The organism is Streptomyces sp. NPDC002868, from assembly GCF_055563295.1.
This window is the reverse complement of the sequence record NZ_JBVHDR010000014.1, coordinates 1-25,061: the sequence shown is the minus strand read 5'-3', so window position 1 is coordinate 25,061 and position 25,061 is coordinate 1. Positions and strand designations below refer to the sequence as shown.

Here is a 25,061-nt window from a genome sequence, read left to right as displayed (position 1 = left end):
CCAAGATGAGGGGTCCACACAAAATCCTCACAGGCTCATTCACCACTGGTCCCTCCGCGCCGCATAGCCTGCGGGCGCCATGGATTACTGCAACCAGTGCCGTCGGCACCTCAACGGCGCTCTGGCCTGTGCCGGCTGCGGTACACCCGTTGAGGAGCTCCGGTATCAGAGCCCCATTGCGCCCGCGGCGGAGCACGTCCTCGAACTGGACGAGGTGTCCGAGCCGGCGGGCCATCGGCGTGCCCATCGCCAGAACAGTTCCCGGCGCAGGGCCGCGTCCGGGCGCCGGGCCCGTAAGCGGCGTGGCCGCAAGGTGCTGCTCGGCACCTTCGGCCTGGTGCTCGCTGCGGGTGCGCTGAGCCTCGCCGAGCTGGCCATGGAGAATCCGGGGGACGAGGGCGCGGCCACCGCCGTCAAGGAAGAGCCGGACGTCGAGACGGAGCCCCCTCCTGAGCCCACAGACGTCGATGTCACCTCCGAGGGCCCCGACCCGGTGACGGAGTCGCCCGTCTCGGCGTCGAGTTCCGCACGCCCGACGAGAACCGGCACCGGCGGCACGGGCAGCGGCGGCACCGGGAAGCCGACTGCCACGAGCCGGGGCGGCGGCAGGCCGTCCGCCGCGCCCTCCGTCGTGCAGCCGTCCGCCAGTACGGAGCCGTCGAACTCGGGGCGGCCGAGCAGATCGGCCCCGGCCGACCCCCCGTCCTCGGGCCCCACGCCGACCCCGACGCCCACCCAGACCTGCAACCAGTTCCTCTTTTGGTGCATCTAGCGGTCGGGTGACCGAGGGCTACGGCACGGCCGGAGCCGCTTCGCCCAGCATCCGCTTGAGCAGGTCCCGCAGCATCTTCCGCTCCTCGTCCGACAGCTCGGCCAGCGGCTCGCGCGCGAAGTCCAGTGATTCCCGCAGCCGCCGCGCGGTGTCGACCCCGTCCTTCGTCGGTGCGGCCAGTTTCACCCTGCGGTCGTTCGGATCAGGCCGTCGCTCCACCAGTCCGCGGCTCGCCAGCCGGTCCACGATGCCGGTGATGTTCGACGGCTCGCACCTCAGTTTCTGCGCGACGCGTCGCATGGGCATCGGCTCCAGGGTCAGCAGTCCCAGTACCCGCGCCTGCGCGCCGGTGAGTGAGTGCTTGGCCGCGGCCTGCTCGTACTCCGCGTGGTAGCGGGCCACAACGGCGCCGATGAGCTCGACGACTTCGACGGTCAGGGTGTCTGTTCGTGGGGTGGCCATGGCGAACAGGATACCCAGTTACTTGACAACATGAAATATCCATGAGCATGGTTGTTTCACATAGTGAAGCTTTTCTAGGAGGAACGCAGCATGTCCGCACTCCCCGCGTCCGGTCGTGAATGGCACCTGGTCGCCCGCCCGCACGGCTGGCCCAAGGCGGAGGACTTCGCTCTGCGTGAAGCGCCGGTGACCGAGCCGGGCGAGGGTCGCATCCTCGTACGCAATCTGTACTTCTCGGTCGACCCGTACATGCGCGGCCGGATGAACGACGTGAAGTCGTACACCCCGCCCTTCAAGCTCGACCACCCCATGGAGGGCGGCGCTGTCGGCGAGGTCATCGCCTCGGGAGCCGAGGGCTTCGCCGTCGGTGACCACGTCCTGCACGGGCTCGGCTGGCGCGAGTACGCCGCGATGCCCGCGAAGCACGCCACCAAGGTCGACGCCTCGCTCGCCCCGCTCTCCGCCTACCTCGGAGTGCTGGGCATGACCGGTCTGACCGCCTACGCCGGGCTCTTCGAGGTCGCCTCCTTCAAGGAGGGCGACGCGGTCTTCGTCTCCGGCGCGGCCGGCGCGGTGGGCAGCCAGGTCGGCCAGATGGCCAAGCTCAAGGGCGCCTCCCGCGTCATCGGCTCGGCGGGCTCGGACGAGAAGGTCAAGCTCCTGGTCGAGGAGTACGGCTTCGACGCGGCCTTCAACTACAAGAACGGCCCGGTCGCGCAGCAGCTGAAGGACGCCGCCCCCGACGGCATCGACGTCTACTTCGACAACGTCGGCGGGGACCACCTGGAGGCCGCGATCTCCTCGCTCAACGTGCACGGCCGCGCGACCATCTGCGGCATGATCGCCCAGTACAACAACACCGAGCCGACCCCAGGACCGCGCAACCTCGCCATGGTCATCGGCAAGCGGCTGCGCCTGCAGGGCGTGCTCGTGGGCGACCACGCCGCGCTCCAGCCGGAGTTCGTCCGTGAGGTCGCGGGCTGGATCGCCTCCGGCGAGCTCAAGTACAACGAGACCGTCGTCGAGGGCATCGAGAACGGCTACGACGCGTTCCTCGGTCTGCTGCGCGGTGAGAACACCGGCAAGATGATCGTTTCGCTGACCAGCTAGGCTCGGCCTCAGCCACCGCGGTCGTGGGCGCGAGCCGGGGTGAACCAGCGACAGGAAACTTCTTCATGTCCATCCAGCAGTCCGACGTCCTGTACACCGCTGCCGCCACCGCGGAGAACGGCCGTGACGGCCGCGTCGTCACCCACGACGGCCGGCTCGACCTGGTCGTCAACCCGCCGAAGGAGATGGGCGGTTCCGGCGCGGGAACCAACCCGGAGCAGCTCTTCGCCGCCGGTTACAGCGCCTGCTTCCAGGGTGCTCTGGGTGTCGTCGCCCGCCGGGAGAACGCAGACCTTTCGGGCTCGACGGTCACCGCCGAGGTCGGCATAGGCAAGAACGACGAGGGCTTCGGGATCATCGTCAAGATCTCCGCGAACATCCCGAACGTGGACGCCGCCACCGCCAAGGACCTGCTCGAGAAGGCCCACCAGGTCTGCCCGTACTCCAAGGCGACCCGCGGCAACATCACGGTCGACCTCGCCGTCTGACCGGCGCTGCGTACAGGAGGGCCGCACCCCGTCCGGGGTGCGGCCCTCGCTGCGTACTCAGCGTGTGATCAGCGCCCGGCCGACCTGCGCGAACACGCCCTTCGGGTGGTCGCGGAACAGTGGCTCCGTGCCGAACAGCACGACCGGCGTGCCCTTCGCGCTCGTACCGCTGACGATCGACGCCCGGCCGGCCGCGTCCTTAGGGCCACCCTTGCCGTCCTCCGTCGTGCGCCAGTGGCCCGCGACGAGCGGGTTCCCCGAGCCGTACGACTGCTCCACCCGCACACCCGGGCCGAGGTCGGTGAACCAGAGCGGGGAGTACACGAAGGTGTGCGCGGGCGCGCCGCCGGTGACCGGGCTGCCGGCCGCATTGGCCACCCGGACCACGCCGTTGGCGTCGCCGTTGCCCGCCACCGGCTTGACCGCGATCAGACCCGCATCGGCGTTGAAGGCCGCGCCGTCTGAGCCGAGGGCCACCACACCGCCGTCGCCCGCGAGGAAGGCGTCCAGCGCGCCGCGGGCGGCCGGGGTCAGCCGCTCGTACTCCAGACCGCCCGAGACCATCAGCACATCCGCCTTCGACCAGTCGAAGCCAGCGTTGAGAGCGGCCGTCGACACCGGCTGTACCTCGAAGCCCATCTCGCGCAGCGCGAACAGCTCACCGGGGGTCACGGCCGCGGCGACCCTGGTCCGGTGCAGCGAGCCCGTGCCCTTCTCCTTCGTGGCCGAGAAGGCGACCCCGAGACGGCCGGCGAGCACGCCCGCCACACCGCGGGCCGAACCCGGCACGATCGCCGAGCCGTCCGCGGCGCGCCGCACCTTCACCCCCTGCACGAGCAGGGAGTTGAGGGCGGCGAGCTCCTTCGGGTCGTCGAGCCGCAGCCGCAGATCACCGAACGGGGCCACATAGCCGGTGGGCGCGGCAGCATGGACCGGGCGGCCCACCACATGCAGCTTGCCCTTGGCAGCCCTGTCCACGGTCGCGCCCCACAGCAGCCCGAGGCTCCAGCCCGAGATGTCGTACATCGTGGACACGTCCGCGCTGATGTCCCGGCCCTCGGCCAGGATCACATTGGCGATGCCGCGCTTGGGCTGGCGCATGTCGACGACGTACGACCCCGCCGGATAGCTGCGGCCCGCGAGCCTGAACGGCAGCACCGCCCGCTCCACCCGTACGTCGTTGGCAACCAGATGGTCCACCAGCCGGGCCGCCGCGGTCGCCGACCTCTGGCCGCGCCCCGCCGGAATGACGTACGCGCGCGGGAAGGCCGTGGTGTACACGTCCTCGGGACCGATGCCCGGCACGCCCGGCACGGTCTCCTCCGAGACCGGCCGCTGCGCCTCGCCGGCAGCGCCCCGCCGGAAGGTCTCGATCTGGTCGGCGATCACCGACGTGCGGTGCGTACGCGTGTAGTCGAGCGTCGCGCGCATCGCCGCGCCCGCGACGGCCGTGTTGATCGCGGCCCGGCGGCGCAGCTCGGCGACCGGCAGGGAGTCGTACTCCTCGTTGTTGACCGCCATCGGGAACTCGATGGTGTGCGAGGCGATCGCGCCCTGGAACGGCATGTACTGCGGGGTGAAGATCGGCGGCCAGTCGTCCCAGCCCTCCTTCTCGTCCCGGAAGGGGATGACGGCGGGCTGCACACCATCCTTGGCGGGGGTGTAGCCGAGGCCGTTCACCGCCTTCTCCATGCCCAGCGCATTGGCGTACGAATTCTTGAGGAAGAGGTCGTACTCGTAGTTCTCGCCGTGCGGCGGAGTCGTCGGCTCGATCAGCGTGCCGTTGACGTAACCGTGCAGATCGAGCATGAGGGCCGGCTGCTTGTCGATGGCGATCTGCCGGATGGCGCGCGCCTCGGGCTGGGATCCGGTGATGAAGTCCCGGTTGAGGTCGAAGCCGTTGGCATTGGCGCGGGTGCCGGCGATGCGGCCGTCCGGGTTGGCCGTCACATTGAGGTAGATACGGTTCTTGGACAGCAGGCCGGCAGTCGTGCCGTCCTTCGCCTTCGCCAGCTCCTCGATGAGCTTCAGGGCGGCGTCGGTGCCCTCCCACTCATTGCCGTGGATGTTGTTGTTGATGAACACCGGCGTCTTGTAGGCGGACTTGACGCGCTTGTCCTTGGCGGCGGCGGCCGGGGAGTTCTCGATCAGCTCCCGCATCCGCTCCTGCTCGCGCGCCTGCCGGGAGGTCTCGGGCGCGGTGACGGTGACGAGATACAGCTCGTGCCCGCCTGCGGAGTGCCCGGCCACCTCGACGCTGACCCGGTCGCCGAGCTTCTGCAGGGCGTTCAGCCGCGGGGCGAGCGCGTGGTACGGCGCGAGCCCCAGCTTGATCGACTTGTCGGCCGGGTTCACGGGCGGCGCATCCAGGACGGTACGCCGTGGATAGCCGCCGCTCTTCGCGAGCTCGGGGGCCGCGGTGCGCAGCGCGTTGGCGGCGGCCGAGAGGGGGGCCTTGGCGACTGCGGTGTCGCGCCCGCCGCCTTCGCGTACGGGATGGGGCTGTGGGCCGTCGCGACCGGGGAGGGCGGTCGCGGGCGCGGGCGCAAGAAGCACCGCCCCGGCGAGGGCGGCGGTGGCGATGAGAAGGGGGCGGGGCAAGCCCATGCGTACATGCCTCCGGAGTGTCGGAATCGATCGGAATCGATCAGCACAACGATTAGTGGTACGCAGGGGTCTACAGGGTCAACTGCCGGACAACAAGAGCTGCTTGGGCGTAACTCCCGGTTCGGCTCCGGCCCTTCGCGCACCACCCGCCGGGCCGATCGTGCCGCAGCCCCGGTCCGGCCGGGCTCGGCCCCACGCCGGCTCCGGCACCCCGATAAGCTGTACCCATGCGTGATCTTGGGGTGGGCTTCGGTTACTTGATGAAGGGCCAGCGCTGGGTCGGCGGGCACGGCAAGTGGTTCGGCTTCGGGCTGCTCCCGGGGCTGGTGACCCTGGTGCTGTACGCGGCCGCGCTGGTCGGCCTCGGCTACGGCGCCGACGACTTCGCCGCTTGGACGACACCCTTCGCCGACGACTGGTCCTCGCCCTGGCAGGGCCTGTTCCGGGGCTTCCTGACCGCGCTCGTCTTCTGCTTCGGGCTGTTCCTCGCGGTGATCACCTTCACCGCGGTGACGCTGCTGGTCGGCCAGCCCTTCTACGAGTCGCTGTCCGAGCAGGTCGACCGGACCGAGGGCGGCGACGTCCCCGAGTCCGGCCTGCCGCTCTGGCGGGAGCTGTGGATCTCCGCGCGCGACTCGCTGCGGGTCCTGGGGCGGGTCGTGCTCTACGGCGTACTGCTCTTCGCCCTCGGCTTCATCCCGGTCGTCGGCCAGACCGTCATCCCTGTCATAGGCTTCTGCGTCTCGGGCTTCTTCCTCGCGGAGGAGCTCACCGCGGTCGCCCTCCAGCGGCGCGGCGTCGAGCTCAAGGACCGCCTCGGGCTGCTGCGGGGCCGTCGGTTGCTGACCCTCGGCTTCGGCGTGCCGCTGACGCTGGCGTTCCTCGTGCCGTTCCTGGCCGTGTTCCTGATGCCGGGGGCGGTGGCCGGTGCGACGCTGATGGTGCGGGACCTGGTGGCGCCGGACGCGGACGCCGAGCCGGCGAGTCCGGCCCGGTACACCCTCCACAAGGACTAGGACTGGCGGGGAAGCTCTGCCACCGCGAGGCCGGGGGCCGCGGTGCCCGCGTCGGCGATCATCGCGCCGTCCGGGCCCCAGACGGCGCTGCCGCCGCGGCAGTCACCGGCGTCGCTGAGCCCCACGGCGTTGCCGAGAACCACGTACAGGCCGTTGTCCCTGGCCCGGACCGGGTAGACCGCCTCGAAGGAGTCGTTCTCCACGTCGAGCGCCGAACTGGCCACGTACACCTGGCAGTTGTCCTGTTTCGCTCGCTCGGCGAGCTCCGGGAAACGGTTGTCGTAGCAGATCGCCAGTGCGAAGCGGACGCCGTCGAGGGTGAACCGGCCGTCGGCTGTGCCCGCCTCGAAGATGTCGAGCTCAGGGCCGTGCAGATGCTGCTTGTCGTAGCGGGTGAGGAGCTCACCGCGCGGGCCGACGACGAGCGAGGCGATGGCGGGCCGCTCGCCGCCGGTGCGGGCGGCGCAGTTCACCACGGCGGCGATGCGCTCGGCGCGGCAGGCTTCGCGTATGGGGTCGAGCCGCGGATCGTCCTCCGCGACCCAGAGCGCCGGGTCCTTGGCGATGAGCTCCAGCTCGTACCCCGTCACGGCCAGCTCGGCGAAAACGACCAGATCCGCGCCTTGGCCGGACGCCGCGCGGATGAGGCCGTGCATGGCGTGGACATTGGCGCCGACATCGCCCGGCACGGACGCGAATTGCGCAGCTGCGGTCTTCATGCGCCCCATCATCGCCGTCTCACCATCCGGGAGAAAGCCCGTAATCGATTGCTCGCGGGGGCGGCGCTGGCCAGCATCGGCGCATGACCGAAGTGATCGCAGTCGCCGTCATCACCGTCCTCGCCGTCATCAGCCCGGGCGCCGACTTCGCGATGGTCGTGCGCAACAGCTATCTGTACGGCCGTACGACGGGGCTGCTCGGGGCGGTGGGTGTGGCCGCGGGCGTCCTGGTCCATGTCACGTACACGATGCTCGGCGTCGGCCTGCTGATCGCGTCGTCGACGGAGTTGTTCACGGCGATCAAACTGGTCGGCGCGGCGTACCTGGTCTACATCGGCGTACGCACCTTCAGGGCACGCCCCGATCTGGCGGTGGACCTGGAGTCCAAGCCGGGCCTGACGCGCCTGGGCGCGCTGCGCACCGGCTTCCTCACGAACGCGCTCAACCCGAAGACGACGCTCTTCGTGGTCTCCACGTTCACCCAGGTGGTGGGCCCGGACACCCACCTGTGGCAACAGGCGGGCTACGGCCTGTTCATGTCGTTCGCCCACCTGGCGTGGTTCGGCGTGGTGGCGCTGTTCTTCTCCAACTCCCGCTTGCGCACGGCGATGCTGCGCTGGCAGAAGACCCTGAACCGCGCGATCGGCTCGGTCCTGGTGGGCCTGGGAGTAACTCTGGGCTTCGCCCGCTGAGCCTGCTTCACCCCGCCCGGGCTGTGTCCGGGCGTCGCGAAGCTGCCGCGCACTCCGGGGCCCGCTCGGCGCGGCGCGAAGCTGCCGCCCCGGGGCGCCGCCCCCATGTCAGTGGGCAAGTCTGCGGCGGGCGGGCGGGCGGGCGGACCGACCGGCCGCGCTTGGCGCGGGCGGCAGGTAGCGACGGCCGTGTCTCCCGCGGCGTGAAGCTGCCGCCCCGGGGGCCGCCCCCACGTCAGGGGACAAGCCTGCCGCTCGGCGGTGTCGCTTCCGCGGTTGTGGGACCGCCCCCACATCAAGGGCGCGGGCCCCCGGCCCGTTGGCGCGGGCGGCGGAAGCGACCGCCGTGTCTCCGGCGGCGCGAAGCTGCCGCGCCCGGGGTGTGGGGCCCGCCCCCGCATCAATGGGCGGGTGGGCGGGGACAAGCCCCGCCGCAGGCTGCCCCCCGCCCTCAGCCCGACGTCTCCGCCGCCACGCGGATAATCGCCCGGACCTGCCCAATGATGTCCACCCGGTTCCGCACGAACTCCGGGTCCGTGATCTCCGTCGTGTTCCCCACCCCGAACTCCAGTACCGGCGTATGCACATGGCCCCCCGGAATCTCCAGCCCCAACCGGTCCCGCAGCAGTGTCGCCCGGTACGCAATCTCGTTCGAGAGGTAGTTGCCGCCGCCACCCGCGCGCGCCGTCGAGCCGGGTGTCGGGCCCCCGGGGCTGACCACCGGTGTCGTGGCGCCCGGCGGGATCTCCGTCACCGTCGTGTTGTCGTACACCGGGAAGCGCCCCGTCTCCGCCGCCACAATCGCCTTGTACGGAAGCGTCGTCGTCGTCCACTGCGGCTGCGACGCCGGATCGGTCACCGGCACCGTCTCCGTGCGCGAGACGTTCTCGTTGTCCCCGAACCCGCCCCGCCACGCGCCGTTGGAGCGCTCGATGTCGATACGGCCCACCCGCCCCTGGCTCACCGTCGTGAACAGGTCGGCCTTCGGCAGCTGCGTGCGCAACGTCCGCTCCACCGTGCCGTCCGCGAAGTCCTGCCAGCGCACAGGGAAGACGGCCGTCTCGATCCGGGCGGGCCCGTCCGCCGTGCGGATCCAGGTGCCGTCCAGCGCCAGCGCAGTCGCCCCGGACGGGTTGCTTATTCGTATGTCGCGGTCCAGCGTGAAGGGGTCGAAGCCCGTCATCACGATCCGCTTGAAGCCCTTCCCCGCGGGGAGGTGCATCGAGTCCTGGCCGCGCGACGAGCGCTCGAGGCGGTCGAGGAGCCGCGCCCGTTCCGTGTCCGTCAGGCCGAACCCCGGCTGCCACTGCCGCAGTTCGCGGGTCATCCCGAGCCGCGCCCAGTACAGCGGCCGGTCGTCGTCCCGGCTCAGATCGCCCCGCGCCGGGCCGCGGCCCTGCGCCCGGTCCACCGCCCGGTCCCACAGCTGCGCGCCCTGCCGTACGACAGCCCGCTCGGCCTGCCGGAAGGACCGCGTCCCCTCCAGCGCCTGCGCGAACCGCGGCGCCACGGTGTCGAATCCGCTGCGCCGCAGGATCTCCTGGGGCACGGCCTTGTCGAGCCGCTGCTCCTCGACAGTGAACGGCGAAGCAGGCGCAGGCGCTGGATCGGCCGCGGCGAGGGGGGAGCCGGTGAGGGCGAGTACGAGGAGGGCGACGCCAACTACGTCCAGGCGCACGCGTATTCGGGACACGGGAATCCTTCCGTCGGGTGGCGGAAGTATCGCGTCCGTGCCGCGCCCCTGGCTACCGCGTCACTCCCGCCGCTCCGGCCGCTCCGACCCCAGCAGTCACCGCCCGGCGGCAGCGGCAACCCGGCGAAGCAGCCCGGGACGCGGGTCCCGGGCCCGGGGCAAAGCCCCGGTTCACGACCGTGGTGGCTTCGCCGCCGTGACGTTGCGGTAGGCGATCTCCGCGAGCCGCCCCTGCCCGTTCTTGCTCGGGTGGAACCAGTCCCAGCGGCTCAACTGCTCGCCCTTGAACCGGTAGTCGAAGACCGCCCCGCCGTCGTACCGGCAGCGCAGATCCTTCCCGCAGACATCCTTGAGCACCTCGTTGTACGCCACGACCCGCTCATGCACCCGGTCCCGCCGCTGCTGCGCCTTCACGCTCTCGTCCTCCGCGTTGCCCAGCATGGAGGCGCAGATGCCCAGCTTCCAGATCTGCCGGCCCAGTGGATTGCCGCGCCCGGTCGACCAGAGCCGCTTGAGATCCGGCACGCTCGACACGTACACCTGAGCCTTCGGCGCACTGCGCCGTAACTGCCGCAGGGCCGCCGCGAAGGAACTCCGGAACTCCTCGACCGGAGTCATCCGATCCGCCGTGTCCGCGCAGGCGTCGTTCGCGCCGACCATCACCGTCACCAGCTCGGGCTTCCGGGCCGCCGCCTGCGTCATCTGCTCGGCCAGGTCCGCCACATCGGCCCCGGAGCGGGCGAAGTTCCAACTGCGCTCCGTAACCGCGGGCTGCCCGATCAGCCGCAGCGCCAGGCTGCGCACCGTGGCGTCCGTGCCGGTCGCCCAGGACACCTCCGGGCAGTCGGAGAGCACCACGCAGGCGTCGAAGCCGCGGGTGATGGAGTCGCCTACGGCGGCGATGGAGTCGGGGCTGCGGTCCCAGACGGGGGTGGGGCTGGGCGACGGCCGCCGCTTGGCGGGGGAGCCGTTGCCCCGCGTATCCGACGCGGAGTCACATCCGGCCAGGGCGCCGGTCGCGAGCAGGACCGCTGCCGTCAGCGCTGCTGCCACGCTGCGCGAACGGCGCTTCCGGCTCGTCTCCCGCATGCCCAGATCCCCTCCGTATCACCGGTCCGTGACGTCCTGCCGAGTGAAAGCTTGGTGCGTACGGGCTCCCGGACCGACATTACGTCACCCCTTGGCCACCTACTCACGGTAGCTTTTTCCCGTCGACCCAGAGGCATCGTGCCCATCGGCTCCGGTAAATTACATCACGTCACATACTGTCCCTTTTGTGGAGTTTGACTCCCGATGCTGTTTACTGAGGCCGCTGGGAAAGGCGATCCTCGTCCCACACTGGAGGTCCCGGTGACGACACGTGGCGTTCTGTACGTTCACTCCGCGCCGCGCGCGCTGTGCCCGCACGTCGAATGGGCGGTGGCGGGTGTTCTTGGTGTGCGGGTCCAGCTCGACTGGATCCGCCAGCCCGCGTCGCCCGGCACCTGGAGAGCCGAGTTCTCCTGGCAGGGCGAGGTGGGCACGGCCTCCAAACTCGCCTCGGCGCTGCGCGGCTGGCAGATGCTGCGCTTCGAGGTGACCGCCGAGCCCTGCCCCACGGCGGAGGGCGAGCGCTACAGCGCCACGCCCGGCCTCGGCATCTTTCACGCCGTCACCGGGATCCACGGCGACATCCTGATCCCGGAGGACCGGCTGCGCGCCGCGCTGACGCGCTCGGCGCAGGGTGAGACGGACCTCGAGGCGGAGATCGCGAAGCTGCTGGGCAAGCCGTGGGACGACGAACTGGAGCCGTTCCGGTACGCGGGGGAGGGCGCGCCGGTCCGCTGGCTCCACCAGGTCGTCTGACGGACGCGAGAGGACACACGCGAAAGGGCCCCCACCGAGCGGTGGGGGCCCTTTCGTGCACGAACAGAAGCTCAGCCGGAGTCAGCCGGAGATCAGCCGGAGACTCAGACTGTCCGGAACGCCAGGACCACGTTGTGGCCGCCGAAGCCGAACGAGTTGTTGATCGCCGCGATCGTGCCCTGAGGGAGCTTGCGGGGCTCGTCGCGCACGACGTCCGCGTCGACCTCATCGTCGAGCTCGTCGACGTTGATGGTCGGCGGGGCCGTGCGGTGGTACAGCGCAAGCACCGTCGCGACCGTCTCGATGCCGCCCGCGCCGCCCAGCAGATGGCCCGTCATCGACTTCGTGGCGGAGACCGCGACATGGTCGAGCTCGTCGCCCAGGACCTTGCGCAGGGCCTTGATCTCGGCGATGTCGCCCTGTGGGGTGGACGTCGCGTGCGCGTTGAGGTGCACCACTTCGGACGGCTTGAGGTCCGTCGAGTCGAGCAGGTTCTGCAGTGCTGACGCGATGCCGCGGCCGCTCGGCTCTGGCTGCGCGATGTGGTGGCTGTCCGCGGACAGGCCCTGGCCCAGCACCTCGCAGTAGACCTTCGCGCCGCGCCGCGCGGCGTGCTCGGCCGACTCGAGGATGACGACGCCCGCGCCCTCGCCGAGCACAAAGCCGTCACGGGCCTTGTCGTACGGGCGAGAAGCCTTCTCGGGCTCGTCGTTGTTCTTGGACATCGCCATCATGTTGGCGAACGCCGCGACGGGCAGCGGGTGGATCGCCGCCTCGGTGCCGCCCGCGACGACCACATCGGCACGGCCGGTGCGGATCATCTCGACGGCGTAACCGATGGCCTCGGCGCCGGACGCGCACGCGGAGACCGGAGTGTGCACGCCCGCCTGGGCGTTCACCTCAAGGCCGACGTTGGCGGACGGTCCGTTCGGCATCAGCATCGGAACGGTGTGCGGGGAGACGCGGCGTACGCCCTTCTCCTTGAGCACGTCGTACTGGTCGAGCAGAGTCGTTACGCCACCGATGCCGGAGGCGATGACCGTGCCCAGACGCTCGGGCAGGACCTTCTCGTCCTCGCCCGCGGGAGCGGTGAAGCCGGCGTCGGCCCAGGCCTCGCGCGCGGCGATCAGCGCGAACTGCGCCGAGCGGTCCAGCTTGCGGGCCAGCGGGCGTGGCAGGACCTCGCCCGGGTCGACCGCCGCGGGCGCGGCGATCCGGACCGGGAGGTCGGCGAAGCGCTCGCTGTCGAGGGGCTTCACTCCGGAACGCCCGGCGAGCAGACCCTCCCAGGTCGATGCGCTGTCGCCACCCAACGGTGTGGTTGCGCCGATACCGGTGACGACCACGGTGCGATTGGTCGAGCTCACAGGAATTCTTTCTCCACGTGTAGGGGGTGCTGAATTGTCACGGCGCCACCATCAGGTGGCGACAAACGCATTCAGGCTCAGGCCTGGTGCTTCGCGATGTAGTCCGCGGCGTCGCCGACGGTCTTCAGGTTCTTGACGTCGTCGTCCGGGATCTTGACGTCGAAGCGCTCTTCGGCGGCGACGACGACCTCGACCATGGACAGCGAGTCGACGTCCAGGTCGTCGGTGAAGGACTTGTCCAGCTGGACGTCCTCGACCGGGATGCCGGCGATCTCGTTGACGATCTCCGCGAGACCGGTGACGATCTCTTCCTGAGTGGCGGCCATGTGGCGCTCCTTCGGTTTGTATCAGAGGGTGTGGCGTCCGGAAGATCCGGTTGCTTAGGGGAGGGTAACGACCGTCGCGGCGTAGACGAGACCCGCCCCGAAGCCGATGACGAGCGCGGTGTCACCGCTCTTCGCCTGTCCGGTCGCCAAGAGCCGCTCCATCGCGAGCGGGATCGAGGCGGCCGAAGTGTTGCCGGTAGTCTCCACGTCACGGGCGACCGTGACGTGCTCCGGCAGCTTCAGAGTCTTCACCATCGAATCGATGATCCGCATATTGGCCTGGTGCGGAATGAAGACGTCCAGGTCGTCCGCGCTGATTCCGGCCGCGTCCAGCGCCTGCTGTGCGACCTTCGCCATCTCGAACACGGCCCAGCGGAAGACCGCCTGGCCCTCCTGCGTGATCGCCGGAAACTTCTCGACCTTGCCCTCGCGGTAGTCGTCCCACGGCACGGTCTGCTTGATGGTGTCGGACTTGTCACCCTCGGAACCCCACACGGTCGGGCCGATCTGCGGCTCCTTGGCGGGGCCCACGACGACCGCGCCCGCGCCGTCGCCGAACAGGAAGGCCGTCGCGCGGTCCTCCAGGTCGGTCAGATCGCTCAGCCGCTCGACGCCGATGACGAGCACGTACTCGGCGGAGCCCTCGACGACCATGCCCTTGGCGAGGGTCAGTCCGTAGCCGAAGCCCGCGCAGCCCGCGGAGATGTCGAACGCGGCCGGCTTGATCGCGCCGATCTTGTCCGCGATCTCGGTGGCGATGGCCGGGGTCTGCTTGAAGTGCGAGACGGTGGAGACGATCACGCCGCCGATCTGCTGCGGGCTGATCCCGGCGTCGGCGATCGCCTTGCCGGCCGCCTCGACGGACATCGCGCTCACGGTCTCCTCGGGGGAGGCCCAGTGGCGGGTGGCGATGCCCGAGCGGGAGCGGATCCACTCGTCGGAGGAGTCGATGGTCTCGAGGATCACCTCGTTGGGCACGATCCGGGTCGGGCGGTAGCCGCCGACACCCATGATGCGTGCGTACGGGGCGCCCTGGCTGGGCTTGATCTTCGACATGCTCTTACGGCTCCTTGTCAGGAAGAGTGCTCGGCGACGAGCGTGCGGGCCGCGTCGAGGTCGTCGGGGGTCTTGAGCGCGAGTGTCTGCACGCCCGGCAGGGCGCGCTTGGCGAGGCCGGTGAGCGTGCCGCCGGGGCAGACCTCGATCAGACCGGTGACGCCCTGCTCCTTGAAGGTCTCCATGCACAGGTCCCAGCGGACCGGGTTGGCGACCTGGCCGACCAGCCGGGCGATGACCTCGTCGCCGGTGGAGACCGTGCGGCCGTCCTTGTTCGAGACGTACGGCAGGACCGGGTCGGAGACCGTGAGGTCCGCGGCGGCTTCCTGGAGGGTCGCGATCGCGGGCGCCATGTGGTGCGTGTGGAACGCACCGGCCACCTTCAGAGCGATCACGCGCGCCTTCTCCGGCTTGTCCTCGGCCAGCGCGGCGAGTTGCTCGGCGGTGCCGGCGGCGACGATCTGACCGGCGCCGTTCACATTCGCCGGGGTCAGACCGAGCTTTTCGAGATGGGCGACGACCTGCTCGGGGTCGCCGCCGAGGACGGCCGCCATGCCGGTCTCGGTGACCGCCGCGGCCTCGGCCATCGCCAGTCCGCGCGTCCGTACGAAACCGAGTGCGGCGGCGTCTTCGATGACATTCGCGAACACGGCCGCGGTGATCTCGCCGACGCTGTGGCCCGCGACGGCGCCGGGCCGCACAGCACCCAGCGCGTCGGCCGACAGCAGGCCGGCGGCAACCAGGAGCGGCTGTGCCACGGCGGTGTCGCGGATCTCGTCCGCGTCGGCCTTCGTGCCGTAGTGGGCAAGGTCGAGCCCGATGGCGTCCGACCAGGCCGCGATGCGGTCGGCGGCGCCGGGAAGGTCGAGCCAGGGAGTAAGGAAGCCGGGCGTCTGAGCGCCTTGGCCGGGAGCGACGAGTACGAGCACCCTCACACTCTCTCTTGTGGACGGCTCAAACCGCCCGTGGGGACAGGGACCAAGAACCGTCAGGGGAATTGTTAGTCTTCGACAAAAGTCTAGGACTGCGAATCCCCGTCGGCCAGACGCCCCAGGATCAGCGCGATTCGCAGAGTGAACGCGGAGCGCACATCGGAGGGTGACCAGCCGGTGACGTCGGTCACACGTCGCAGCCGGTAGCGCACGGTGTTGGGGTGGACGAAGAGCATCCGGGCGGCGCCCTCGAGACTGCTCGCCTGCTCCAGATAGACGCTCAGTGTTTCCAGTAGCGCAGACCCCGCTTCTTCCAGCGGTCTGTAGATCTCCTCCACCAATTGCTCACGCGCGGCAGGGTCTGACGCGATCGCGCGCTCCGGCAGCAGATCGTCCGCCAGGACCGGGCGGGGCGCGTCCTGCCAGGCCGAGCATGCCTTGAGCCCGGCGGCCGCGGCCTGCGCGGACCTGGTCGCGGCGAGCAGGTCGGGGACGACGGGGCCCGCGACCACGGGTCCGGCCGCATAAGGCCCGATCAGCCCCTTGGCGACGTGCAGCGGGTTGTCGCTGCCGCCCGCGATGACGACGAGCCGGTCGCCGAGGACTCCGGTGAGGACCTGCAGCTTGGCGTGCCGGGCGGCCCGGCGGATCGCCTCGACGGTCAGCTCGCTGTCCCCGTCGGGCGCGGTGCCGAGGATGACGCAGACATGCTCCGGCGAGTTCCAGCCGAGCGCGGCGGCGCGGGAGACCGCGCCCTCGTCGGCCTCGCCGGACAGTACGGCGTTCACGACAAGCGATTCCAGGCGGGCGTCCCAGGCGCCGCGTGCCTCGGCAGCCTGCGCGTACACCTGTGCGGTCGCGAAGGCGATCTCGCGCGCGTAGACGAGGAGGGCCTCGCGCAGCACGGACTCGTCGCCGGGGGCGGCAACTTCCTCGATCGCCGACTCCATGACCTCGATGGTGGTGCGCACCATCTCGACGGTCTGGCGCAGGGTGATCGCCCGGGTCAGCTCGCGCGGCGCCGTACCGAAGACATCGGTCGAGATTGCCTGCGGGGTCTCCGGATGCCGGAACCACTCGGTGAACGCGGCGATGCCGGCCTGGGCGACCAGACCGATCCACGACCGGTTCTCCGGGGGCATCGCCCGGTACCACGGCAGCGTCTCGTCCATGCGTGCGATGGCGTTCGCGGCAAGCCGGCCGGAGGACTGCTCCAGGCGGCGCAGGGTCGCGGGATGTGGGTGGGGGACGTTCGCTGCAGGTTCGGGCACGGGACAAGACTGCCTTATCGGGACGGGTGCACGGAGTGGCGGGGCCTGCTTCTTCGCTCCCTGGCAGACGCCGCGCGGGTCTACGGTGGACCCGTGATTGACGTACGGCGCTCCGCCGACCGCTTCCGCGGCGGCGACCCCGCCTCGGGCATCGAGTCCCTGCACGCCTTCTCCTTCGGGCGCCATTACGACCCCGACAACCTCCGCTTCGGCGCGATCCTCGCCTGCAACGAGGAACGTCTCGAGCCGGGCGCGGGCTTCGACGAGCATCCGCACAGCCACACCGAGATCGTCACCTGGGTCGTCGAGGGCGAGCTCACCCACCGCGACTCGGCGGGCCACGCGACGGTGGTCGGGCCCGGGGACGTCCAGCGGCTCAGCTCGGCGGGCGGGGTGCGGCATGTGGAGCGCAACGACGGGGACGCCCCGCTGGTCTTCGTACAGATGTGGCTCGCGCCACTGTCACCGGGCGGCGACGCTTCGTATGAGATCGTGCACGGCATCGCGGACTCGACGCCGTACGCGCTGCCGGAGGCGGGCGCGATGCTCCATGTCCGCCGCCTCGCCCCGGGCGAACGCACGGCGGTCCCGGACGCGGCGGCTGTGTACGTCCATGTGGTGCGGGGCGAAGTGCGGCTGGGGGACACGGAGTTGGGGCCGGGTGACGCGGCGCGTATCACGGACGCGGACGGTTTGGTGCTGGCTGCGGCGGAGGCTGCCGAGGTCCTGCTCTGGGAGCTGAACGAGGCGAGCCCCGCCGGCGTTTGAGGCGTGGGGGTCCCCCACGCCCGCAGGGCGTAGGGGGAGGGTCCGGGGCGGAGCCCCGGTTCACCCTCGGCGCAGCTCGGCGAGCACCGCATCGGTGAACGGCGGCCAGGCCTCGACCGACCACGGTCCGAACGCCCGGTCTGTGAGCGCCACGCACGCGGCCCGCGCGTCCGGGTCGATCCACAGGAACGTGCCCGACTGGCCGAAGTGCCCGAAGGTGCGCGGTGAGGACGAACTGCCCGTCCAGTGCGGGGACTTGGCGTCCCGGATCTCGAAGCCGAGTCCCCAGTCGTTGGGCTTCTGGTGCCCGTAGCCGGGGAGGATCCCGGACAGGCCGGGGTGCACGACCGTCATCGCCTCCAGCACCGTGCGGGCGTCAAGGAGACGCGGTGCCTGCACCTCCGCGGCGAAGCGCACCAGGTCGTCGACCGTCGAGACGCCGTCCTTCGCCGGCGAGCCGTCCAGGGTGGTCGCCGTCATCCCCAGCGGCTCGAGCACCGCCTGGTGCAGATACTCCGCGAACGGGATCTCCGTCGCCTTGGCGATGTGGTCGGCGAGCACCTCGAAACCCGCGTTGGAGTACAGCCGACGGGTGCCGGGCGGGGCCGTCACGCGGTGCTCGTCGAAGGCCAGGCCCGAGGTGTGGGCGAGCAGATGACGGACCGTCGAGCCCTCGGGGCCCGCCGGTTCGTCGAGTTCGACCGCCCCCTCCTCGTACGCCACGAGGGCCGCGTAGGCCGCGAGCGGCTTGGTGACGGAGGCGAGCGGGAAGCGGTGCGAGGTGGGGCCGTACGAACCGGCGACCGTGCCGTCCGCTCGTACGACGGCGGCCGCCGCGGTCGGTACCGGCCAGTTCTCGATCATCGCCAGGCTCTGCATGTGTACGAGCCTAAAGGGTCAGTCTCATCGCGGGATCGGGGGTGCGGACGAAGCCGAGCGACGCGTACAGCGGCTCCCCGTCGGAGGAGGCGCGCAGGTCGATCTTGCGTACGCCGCGCTCGCGGAACCAGGCCAGCAGCTCCTCCATGCAGGCGCGGGAGTAGCCGCGGCGCCGCAGGTCCGGGTCGGTGGCCACGCTGAACACATAGCCGGACATGCCGTGCGGATTGCCCGGACCGCCGAGCCGGTATTCGATCGTGCCGACCGCGCACGCCGCCAGGCCGCAGGGGCGCTCGACGACGAACGCCGTCAGGTCACCGGCCGGGTCGGCGAGCTTCTTGCGCAGGGTGTCGACGGCGGCGGGCTGCCAGCTGACGTCGGGATTCGGCCCGAGATGCGAGTCCTGCATGACCTTGCGGAGGCGGACCAGCTCTTCGGCGTCCTGTGGGGTGGCGCGGCGGGCGAGGCTCATGCGACCGGAGGCTAATCGGGGGCGCACGAAAACTGCCATCGGTTTCTGCTTGCTTGGAGTGCACTCCAGGGATCTAGCGTTGAAGGCATGACGCTGATCGAGACCAAGCCGGACCGGACGGACATCTGCGCCTCTGCGCCCCGTGCGCATCCCCGGCCCGAGGGGCAGGACCGCTACACGATCAGCGAGGTCGTCGCCTTCACCGGCCTCACCGCGCACACCCTGCGCTGGTACGAGCGGATCGGGCTGATGCCGCACGTCGACAGGTCGCACACCGGACAGCGGCGCTTCACCAACCGCGACCTGGACTGGCTCGCCTTTGTCGGCAAGCTGCGGCTGACCGGGATGCCGGTCGCGGACATGGTCCGCTACGCCGAGCTGGTGCGGGAGGGCGAGCACACCTTCGAGGCACGGCAGGAGCTGCTGGAGCAGACGCGGCGCGACGTCCGGTCGCGTATCGCGGAGCTCCAGGACACGCTCGCCGTGCTGGACCACAAGATCGGCTTTTACGCGGACGCCCGGCGGGCGTCGGAGAGGCTCTGAATCTGATGAGCAACAGCAAGATCGCACAGGTGCGGCTCGGGAGCGGCGGACCCCTGGTCGGCGTGCAGGGCCTTGGCTGCATGGGAATGAGCGAGTTCTACGGAGAGACCGACCTGGCTGCCGCCCGGGACACCTTGGAGGCGGCGCTGGAGGCGGGCGTCACGCTCTTCGACACCGCGGACGTGTACGGACGCGGGGCGAACGAGGAGTTCCTCGCGCCGTTCGTCGGAGCGCACCGCGACGAGATCACGCTGGCGACGAAGTTCGCCATAGAGCGGACCGACGACCCGCACTACCGGGGTGTCCGCAACGACGGCGCGTACATCCGGCAGGCCGTCGAGGACAGCCTGCGGCGCCTGAAGACCGACGTCATCGACGTCTACTACATGCATCGACGCGACCCGGTCGTGCCGTTCGCCGAGTCCGTCGGCGCGATGGCCGAACTGGTCGAGCAGGGCAAGGTCAGGCACCTCGGGCTGAGCGAGGTCACCGGCGCGGAACTGCGCGAGGCGCACGCCGTGCACCCCATCGCCGCGCTGCAGTCGGAGTGGTCGCTGTTCAGCCGGGACGTGGAACGCAGCGCGGTGGGCGCGGCGGCGGAGCTCGGTGTCGCCTTCGTGCCGTACTCGCCGCTCGGCCGGGGCTTTCTGACCGGCGCGTTCACGGACGCCGGCAAGGACCTGTCTCAGGACGACTTCCGGCAGTACCAGCCGCGCTTCACCGGCGACAACGCCAAGACGAACGCGGCGCTGCTGGAACCGGTCCACAAGATCGCGGCGGCGCACGGGGCGACGGCCGCGCAGGTCGCCCTCGCCTGGGTGCACCAGCGGGCGGATGCGCACTCGCTCGCCGTGGCCCCGATCCCCGGCACCCGCAAGACCAGCCGGCTCCTCGAGAACATCGGCGCGACCCGGCTGACGCTGACCGCCGACGAGCTGGCGGTGCTGGAGCCGATCGCCGGGCTGGTGGCGGGGGACAGGTACCCGGACATGTCGTCGACCTCGGCGGCCCGCGAGTAGCCCGTACGCCGGGGGCGGGCCGGGCGCGAAGAAGGCGGTGACACCGGGGGCGGGCCGGGCGCGAAGAAGGCGGTGACATCGAGGGCGGGCCGGGCGCGATGAAGGCTGGTGACACCGGGGACGGGCCCCGCGAAGGCGGGCAACGCCCCGCCGGCCCGCCCCCGGTGGCCCTCACAGCTGCGCGAGCAGCTCCGCCTTCTTCGTGCTGAACTCCTCGTCCGTCACCAGACCCGCCTGGTGCAGCTCCCCGAGGTGCCGTATCCGCTCCGCGATATCTGCCGGGTCTCTCCGGCCCGCCCGCAGCGCCGGTACAGGCGCCGAGCCGGTATTCCGTACGGATTCGAGCACCGCGGCCGCGAACGGCAGCGACTCGTGTACCGGCCCGTACCTCAGCCCGAACAGCACCGCGGCCGGGTCCTGGTCCACCTGCGCGGGCCTGGCCCCCTCGTCGCCGGGTTCGTCGCCGCGCAGCAGCAGCCGCAGATACCCGTCGAACGCCTCCGGCGAGCGCCACTCGACCCCGCTCAGCTCCCCGACCGGGTAACTCTGGTCGCCCGCCTTCCACTTGGCGGACGACGCGCCCGTCCAGGACCAGCGGAATGCGACGTGCGAGCCGTCGAAGGAGGCCTTTCCGTCGTACGCCTTGAAGCCCAGCGGCGCCTCGGGCGCGGCCACGGCGTACCGCTCGGCGGGTTTGTCCGCGTCCGCGGGGAGCAGGCCCCGCAGTTCGTCGGCGTAGTACTCGGCGAGCGTCTCCCGCTCCGCGGGCAGCACAAGACGGTACGGGTCGCAGCCCTCCTTCAGCTGCCCGGCCGCGGCCTCCATCAGCGGATCCGCGCCGGGTCTGGGCACAGCGTGCAGCACCACCGTGCCGCGCTTGCCCGGGGAGAGTGTCACCGACGCCAACGCCTCGTGGGGGATACGGCGTTCGCGAAGCGTCTGGAACAGCTTCGGCGTGCGGAGCCCCCGTTCGAAGCGGATGAGCACGGAGTCGGTCTCGAACTCCCAGGTGGCTTGAATTCCGGCCAGCACATCACCCATACGCCTCATCGTAGGCGGCGTGCGCCCGCGCGTCTGCATCGGTGCGAGGCCCGATCCGCGACGCTCTACGCGCGTCAGGCCGCCTCGTTGCCGTAAATACCACTGCGGCATGTGTCATCTTCGCTCGCGCAGCTCACGCTGCCGTACGAACCGACGCCTATCTCCGCGAAGTTGCTGACGCTCTCCGTACCCGGCTCGAAATAGCCTGCGTGGCCGACCGCGCCGGCCGCGGACAGCACCCGGGCGCCGAACGCCGGTGTCACCGGGTCCTCGCCGTGCCCGAGGCCGCCGACTTCGAGATGCGGTACTCCCTGGATCCAGTCGTCGCTGTCCCGCATCGCCCAGACCCGGGTGTGTGAGTGCAGTCCGGCGACGTTCTGGGCGCGCATGCCGGGGCTGCCGGCCACCGCTATGTCGTCCACCCGGGCGGGCAGTTCGCGGGCAGCGACCCCGCAGACGACGGAGCCGTAACTGTGGCAGAACAGCGCGACCCTGGAGTCGCCGGGCAGTGCGTTCGCAAGCGCGGTCAGCCGGATCGCGCCGCTCGCGGCGAGGCGGCCGATGGCCGAGTCCATGCCGACGCCGACGGGCGCGGTGTAGTCGGCCCAGGCGATTACGGCGGTACGCGTACGAGGGGATGCGGCCCGCTGGGCCGCGTACAGCGACTGCGCCATGCCGACCGGCGCGGTGTACTTGCGGGTCGTCTTCTGGAAGGTGAGCAGATTGGTGTCGACGCCTGGGACGATCACCGAGACGCGCTCGGCGCGGTCGAGGTCGCCGAGCACCTCGGCGACCTTGCCGGGCCCGGACGGGTCGAAGGCGAGGATCTGCCGGTCGGCGCTCATCAGCGCCTGGAAGCGGTGCATACGACGGACGGCCTCGCGCTGGCCGTCCGCGGTGAGGTTGGGGTCGTTCACGCGCTTGCGCTCGAGCTCGAGCGAGTGCGCGAGCGCCTTGCGGTTGGCGCGGTAGCGCAGGGTGACCGGCGCGCCGTTGAGATTGCCGACGACGAGCGGGTACTGGTCGGCGAGCCGCGCCCGCTGGGCACTGCCGAGCGAGCCGAAGAAGGCGGCCAGCCGATGCGGCGCCGAGTCGGCCCCGGGCAGCGCCCGTGCTCCTATCCGGCCCTTGGTCCAGTCGGCCAGTTCGGCCTCGAGAGCGTTACGGGGACCGCCCTGATGTCGTACGGCGGTCCAGCCGGTGGTCGCCAGCATGATGAACACGACCGCGAGGGCGAGGAGGGCGCGCCAAGCGGTCAAGGTGGGGGAGGAGTCGAAGGAAGTCACTGCGGGACACCCTAGGAGACGCGTGAGGGCGCTCGCGAAGACCGTGAGACAGATCACGTGTTCCCGGGGGGATTGAGGGAAAGCTCGTCACATTCCGTGCGCGCGAGGCGTACGCTCCGGCGCGGACCGCGGCCGGTACGTGTTGCCCGAACGGGTGCCCCGCGCCCCCCAGTTCTCCGCCAGCGCCGGGCCCAGGTGGTCCAGGTACGTCTCCGTCAGGCTCCTGAGCGCCTCCATGCTCGCGTCCTCGCCCTGGCTCCACAGCCGGCCCGTCACACGCATCACCCCGCTGAACGCCGCCACCGCGACCCGTGGCCTCGGGTCCACGTTCACGTCCAGGCCCTCGCGGTCCGCGATCAGGCGGGCGATCTCCTCCTCGACCTCCGTGGAGCGCCGCAGATGGACGGCGAGCAGCACGGGCGTCGACTCGATCAGCTGGTAGCTGCGCATATGCAGATCGAGGGGGATGATCGCCTCGATCGCCTCGCCGATCGTGTCCCACGCCCCCAGCACCGCGTTCCGCAGTGCCTCGAACGGCCCCTCCTGCGCGGGCCGTTCGCGCACCGCCGCGATGAAGTGGGACTCGGCGAGCTGCTGGACGGCGAACGCAGCCTCCTCCTTGTTGGCGAAGTACCGGAAGAACGTGCGCTGGGAGACCTCGACCGCGTCCGCGATCTCGTCGACGGTCGTCTGCTCGTACCCCTTGGTCGTGAAGAGCTCCAGCGCGGCGCGCACCAGCGCGTCACGGGTCCGCTGCTTCTTGCGCTCCCGCAGCCCTGTCGGCTCGACCGTCACTTCATGGTCCTCTTCTCGACACTTCGGCCGGCTCAGCCTACCTGTGAGCTATGTGACAGTTACCGACTTGTGAATTGGTTTGTCAACTGTCAGTGGCTGACATTAGCCTCCGGACATGACTAGTCAGACCACCGTCGAAAAGGCGCAGAAGGATCCCCAGGACGCCGCCCCGGCACCGGTCAAGGGGCTGCGCGGCCACCCCTGGCTGACGCTCTTCGCCGTGGCCATCGGCGTGATGATGGTCGCGCTGGACGGCACCATCGTCGCGATCGCCAACCCGGTGATCCAGAAGGACCTCGGTGCCACGTTCGCCGACGTCCAGTGGATCACCAACGGCTACTTCCTCGCCCTCGCCGTGACCCTGATCACCGCCGGCAAGCTCGGTGACCGCTTCGGCCACCGGCAGACGTTCCTCATCGGTGTCGTCGGATTCGCTGCCGCGTCGGGGGCCATCGGGCTGTCCGACAGCATCGCCCTGGTGGTCACCTTCCGTGTGCTCCAGGGCCTGTTCGGCGCGCTGCTGATGCCCGCCGCGCTCGGCCTGCTGCGCGCCACCTTCCCCGCCGAGAAGCTGAACATGGCGATCGGCATCTGGGGCATGGTGATCGGCGCGTCCACCGCCGGCGGCCCGATCCTCGGCGGCCTGCTCGTCCAGCACGTCAGCTGGCAGTCGGTCTTCTTCATCAACGTCCCGGTCGGCATCCTCGCGGTCGCGCTCGGCGCGCTGATCCTCAAGGACCACCGCGCGAAGAACGCGCCGAAGTCCTTCGACATCCTCGGCATCGCGCTGCTGTCGGGGGCCATGTTCTGCCTGGTCTGGGCGCTGATCAAGGCCCCGGCATGGGGCTGGGGCGACGGCCGGACCTGGGGCTTCATGGCCGTATCCGTCGTCTGCTTCGCGCTCTTCGCCTTCTGGGAGACGAAGGTCAGGGAACCGCTCATCCCGCTGAAGCTGTTCCGCTCCGTGCCGCTCGCGGCGGGCACGGTCCTGATGGTGCTGATGGCCATCGCCTTCATGGGCGGCCTGTTCTTCGTCACCTTCTATCTGCAGAACGTGCACGGCATGAGCCCTGTCGACAGCGGTCTGCACCTGCTGCCGCTCACCGGCATGATGATCGTCGGCTCCCCGCTGGCGGGCGCGCTGATCACCAAGTCGGGCCCGCGCATCCCGCTGGCCGGCGGCATGGTGCTCACGGCGGTCGCCATGTTCGGCATGTCGACCCTGTCCACGGACACCGGCAGCCTGCCGATGTCGGTCTGGTTCGCCCTGCTCGGCCTCGGCCTCGCTCCGGTCATGGTCGGCGCCACCGAGGTCATTGTCGGCAACGCCCCGATGGAGTTCTCCGGCGTTGCGGGCGGTCTGCAGCAGGCCGCCATGCAGATCGGCGGCAGCCTCGGTACGGCGGTGCTCGGCGCGGTCATGGCCTCCAAGGTCGACAACGACCTCGCGGGCAACTGGATCGATGCCAAGCTCCCGCCGCTCACCCCCGCCCAGCTGGACCAGGCGTCGGAAGCCGTTCAGGTGGGTGTGCCGCCGGTGGCGCCCGGGACCCCGCCCGCCATCGCCGAGAAGATCGTCGGCGTCGCCCACGACACCTTCATGTCGGGCATGGGCCTGGCCTGCCTGGTCGCCGCCGGTGTCGCGGCCGTCGCGGTGTTCGTCGCCCTGCTGACCAAGCGCGGCGCGAACGCCGATCAGGGTGCGGGCGCGGCCCACATCTGACGGCCACATCTGACGTCGGCCTGACGTCAACCGCGTGCGTACGACAGCCCCGCCCGGCCCGCCCGGCGGGGCTGTCACCTATCCGGCCCTGTCTCACATTCGGTGGTAACGCAGGGTGAAGGGGCGTCGTTGACATGGAGTGCGTGATGTCAATGAGCTTGTAGATGTGGTGTTTTCGG

General features: G+C 70.5%; 25 protein-coding genes. 10 read left to right on the top strand and 15 right to left on the bottom strand.

Annotated features, from left to right (window positions below):
• The first annotated feature begins 79 nt into the window (after window positions 1–79).
• The gene (locus ACZ3H8_RS32565; RefSeq protein ID WP_467407917.1) at window positions 80–772 is read left to right on the top strand and encodes an SCO2400 family protein; all 693 of its coding nucleotides are present in this window, start codon (window positions 80–82) and stop codon (window positions 770–772) included.
• Between the two features lie 18 nt (window positions 773–790).
• On the opposite strand, the gene ACZ3H8_RS32560 is transcribed toward ACZ3H8_RS32565, so the two are convergent.
• Window positions 791–1,234: a MarR family winged helix-turn-helix transcriptional regulator gene (locus tag ACZ3H8_RS32560; protein ID WP_467407916.1), complete on the bottom strand. Its 444-nt coding sequence runs from the start codon at window positions 1,232–1,234 to the stop codon at window positions 791–793.
• A 90-nt stretch (window positions 1,235–1,324) separates the two neighbouring features.
• On the opposite strand from ACZ3H8_RS32560, the gene ACZ3H8_RS32555 reads away from it, so the two are divergent.
• Together ACZ3H8_RS32555 and ACZ3H8_RS32550 are read left to right on the top strand one after the other, a co-directional pair.
• Complete coding sequence (locus ACZ3H8_RS32555) at window positions 1,325–2,344, top strand: NADP-dependent oxidoreductase (protein ID WP_467407914.1); 1,020 nt, start codon at window positions 1,325–1,327, stop codon at window positions 2,342–2,344.
• Between the two features lie 65 nt (window positions 2,345–2,409).
• The gene (locus ACZ3H8_RS32550) at window positions 2,410–2,832 is read left to right on the top strand and encodes an organic hydroperoxide resistance protein (protein ID WP_398988948.1); all 423 of its coding nucleotides are present in this window, start codon (window positions 2,410–2,412) and stop codon (window positions 2,830–2,832) included.
• A 57-nt stretch (window positions 2,833–2,889) separates the two neighbouring features.
• On the opposite strand, the gene ACZ3H8_RS32545 is transcribed toward ACZ3H8_RS32550, so the two are convergent.
• Complete coding sequence (locus tag ACZ3H8_RS32545; protein WP_467407913.1) at window positions 2,890–5,439, bottom strand: M14 family zinc carboxypeptidase; 2,550 nt, start codon at window positions 5,437–5,439, stop codon at window positions 2,890–2,892.
• 227 nt (window positions 5,440–5,666) lie between these two features.
• On the opposite strand from ACZ3H8_RS32545, the gene ACZ3H8_RS32540 reads away from it, so the two are divergent.
• A complete protein-coding gene (locus ACZ3H8_RS32540; RefSeq protein WP_467407911.1) occupies window positions 5,667–6,455 on the top strand; it encodes an EI24 domain-containing protein in 789 nt (262 codons plus the stop codon).
• On the opposite strand, the gene ACZ3H8_RS32535 is transcribed toward ACZ3H8_RS32540, so the two are convergent.
• On the bottom strand, window positions 6,452–7,174 hold the full coding sequence (locus ACZ3H8_RS32535; RefSeq protein WP_467407910.1) for a carbon-nitrogen hydrolase family protein: 723 nt from the start codon (window positions 7,172–7,174) through the stop codon (window positions 6,452–6,454). The genes ACZ3H8_RS32540 and ACZ3H8_RS32535 overlap by 4 nt on opposite strands.
• An 83-nt stretch (window positions 7,175–7,257) precedes the next feature.
• Between ACZ3H8_RS32535 and ACZ3H8_RS32530 the strand changes: the two genes are divergently transcribed.
• On the top strand, window positions 7,258–7,866 hold the full coding sequence (locus ACZ3H8_RS32530) for a LysE family translocator (protein WP_467407909.1): 609 nt from the start codon (window positions 7,258–7,260) through the stop codon (window positions 7,864–7,866).
• 451 nt (window positions 7,867–8,317) lie between these two features.
• On the opposite strand, the gene ACZ3H8_RS32525 is transcribed toward ACZ3H8_RS32530, so the two are convergent.
• Both ACZ3H8_RS32525 and ACZ3H8_RS32520 read right to left on the bottom strand, forming a co-directional pair.
• Window positions 8,318–9,559 carry a pyroglutamyl-peptidase I gene (locus ACZ3H8_RS32525; RefSeq protein WP_467407907.1) on the bottom strand — a complete coding sequence of 414 codons (1,242 nt, stop codon included), beginning with the start codon at window positions 9,557–9,559 and terminating at the stop codon, window positions 8,318–8,320.
• 171 nt (window positions 9,560–9,730) lie between these two features.
• Complete coding sequence (locus ACZ3H8_RS32520) at window positions 9,731–10,648, bottom strand: SGNH/GDSL hydrolase family protein (RefSeq protein WP_467407906.1); 918 nt, start codon at window positions 10,646–10,648, stop codon at window positions 9,731–9,733.
• Window positions 10,649–10,909: 261 nt separating this feature from the next.
• Between ACZ3H8_RS32520 and ACZ3H8_RS32515 the strand changes: the two genes are divergently transcribed.
• Window positions 10,910–11,404 (top strand): DUF3145 domain-containing protein, encoded by a 495-nt coding sequence (locus ACZ3H8_RS32515; RefSeq protein ID WP_467407904.1) that lies wholly within the window; start codon window positions 10,910–10,912, stop codon window positions 11,402–11,404.
• Between the two features lie 104 nt (window positions 11,405–11,508).
• Here ACZ3H8_RS32515 and fabF read toward each other — a convergent pair whose 3' ends face one another.
• The 5 genes from fabF to ACZ3H8_RS32490 form a co-directional block, all read right to left on the bottom strand.
• The gene (gene fabF, locus ACZ3H8_RS32510) at window positions 11,509–12,771 is read right to left on the bottom strand and encodes a beta-ketoacyl-ACP synthase II (protein ID WP_467407903.1); all 1,263 of its coding nucleotides are present in this window, start codon (window positions 12,769–12,771) and stop codon (window positions 11,509–11,511) included.
• 77 nt (window positions 12,772–12,848) lie between these two features.
• Entirely contained in the window at window positions 12,849–13,097 is a 249-nt protein-coding gene (locus tag ACZ3H8_RS32505; protein WP_078077492.1) for an acyl carrier protein, read from the bottom strand.
• 54 nt (window positions 13,098–13,151) lie between these two features.
• On the bottom strand, window positions 13,152–14,153 hold the full coding sequence (locus ACZ3H8_RS32500) for a beta-ketoacyl-ACP synthase 3 (RefSeq protein ID WP_467407901.1): 1,002 nt from the start codon (window positions 14,151–14,153) through the stop codon (window positions 13,152–13,154).
• A 17-nt stretch (window positions 14,154–14,170) separates the two neighbouring features.
• Entirely contained in the window at window positions 14,171–15,082 is a 912-nt protein-coding gene (locus ACZ3H8_RS32495; RefSeq protein ID WP_467407899.1) for an ACP S-malonyltransferase, read from the bottom strand.
• Between the two features lie 89 nt (window positions 15,083–15,171).
• Window positions 15,172–16,356 carry a PucR family transcriptional regulator gene (locus tag ACZ3H8_RS32490; RefSeq protein ID WP_398988968.1) on the bottom strand — a complete coding sequence of 395 codons (1,185 nt, stop codon included), beginning with the start codon at window positions 16,354–16,356 and terminating at the stop codon, window positions 15,172–15,174.
• Between the two features lie 93 nt (window positions 16,357–16,449).
• Between ACZ3H8_RS32490 and ACZ3H8_RS32485 the strand changes: the two genes are divergently transcribed.
• Window positions 16,450–17,124 carry a pirin family protein gene (locus ACZ3H8_RS32485; protein WP_467407898.1) on the top strand — a complete coding sequence of 225 codons (675 nt, stop codon included), beginning with the start codon at window positions 16,450–16,452 and terminating at the stop codon, window positions 17,122–17,124.
• Window positions 17,125–17,184: 60 nt separating this feature from the next.
• Here ACZ3H8_RS32485 and ACZ3H8_RS32480 read toward each other — a convergent pair whose 3' ends face one another.
• Both ACZ3H8_RS32480 and ACZ3H8_RS32475 read right to left on the bottom strand, forming a co-directional pair.
• Window positions 17,185–18,003: a serine hydrolase domain-containing protein gene (locus ACZ3H8_RS32480; RefSeq protein ID WP_467407896.1), complete on the bottom strand. Its 819-nt coding sequence runs from the start codon at window positions 18,001–18,003 to the stop codon at window positions 17,185–17,187.
• A 10-nt stretch (window positions 18,004–18,013) separates the two neighbouring features.
• Window positions 18,014–18,475, bottom strand: coding sequence for a GNAT family N-acetyltransferase (locus ACZ3H8_RS32475; RefSeq protein ID WP_467407895.1), 462 nt, complete (start codon window positions 18,473–18,475; stop codon window positions 18,014–18,016).
• Between the two features lie 87 nt (window positions 18,476–18,562).
• Between ACZ3H8_RS32475 and ACZ3H8_RS32470 the strand changes: the two genes are divergently transcribed.
• The gene (locus tag ACZ3H8_RS32470) at window positions 18,563–19,018 is read left to right on the top strand and encodes a MerR family transcriptional regulator (protein ID WP_307663714.1); all 456 of its coding nucleotides are present in this window, start codon (window positions 18,563–18,565) and stop codon (window positions 19,016–19,018) included.
• A 5-nt stretch (window positions 19,019–19,023) separates the two neighbouring features.
• Window positions 19,024–20,037: an aldo/keto reductase gene (locus ACZ3H8_RS32465; protein WP_467407893.1), complete on the top strand. Its 1,014-nt coding sequence runs from the start codon at window positions 19,024–19,026 to the stop codon at window positions 20,035–20,037.
• 171 nt (window positions 20,038–20,208) lie between these two features.
• Here the strand turns inward: ACZ3H8_RS32465 and ACZ3H8_RS32460 are convergent, their stop codons facing one another.
• From ACZ3H8_RS32460 to ACZ3H8_RS32450, 3 genes are all read right to left on the bottom strand, one after another.
• On the bottom strand, window positions 20,209–21,078 hold the full coding sequence (locus tag ACZ3H8_RS32460; protein ID WP_467407892.1) for a DUF4429 domain-containing protein: 870 nt from the start codon (window positions 21,076–21,078) through the stop codon (window positions 20,209–20,211).
• A gap of 74 nt (window positions 21,079–21,152) precedes the next feature.
• Window positions 21,153–22,364 (bottom strand): alpha/beta hydrolase, encoded by a 1,212-nt coding sequence (locus ACZ3H8_RS32455; RefSeq protein WP_467407890.1) that lies wholly within the window; start codon window positions 22,362–22,364, stop codon window positions 21,153–21,155.
• 87 nt (window positions 22,365–22,451) lie between these two features.
• Window positions 22,452–23,159, bottom strand: a complete 708-nt coding sequence (locus ACZ3H8_RS32450; protein WP_467407889.1) for a TetR/AcrR family transcriptional regulator — start codon at window positions 23,157–23,159, stop codon at window positions 22,452–22,454.
• 115 nt (window positions 23,160–23,274) lie between these two features.
• Between ACZ3H8_RS32450 and ACZ3H8_RS32445 the strand changes: the two genes are divergently transcribed.
• The gene (locus ACZ3H8_RS32445) at window positions 23,275–24,882 is read left to right on the top strand and encodes an MFS transporter (protein ID WP_467407887.1); all 1,608 of its coding nucleotides are present in this window, start codon (window positions 23,275–23,277) and stop codon (window positions 24,880–24,882) included.
• Window positions 24,883–25,061 lie beyond the last annotated feature (179 nt).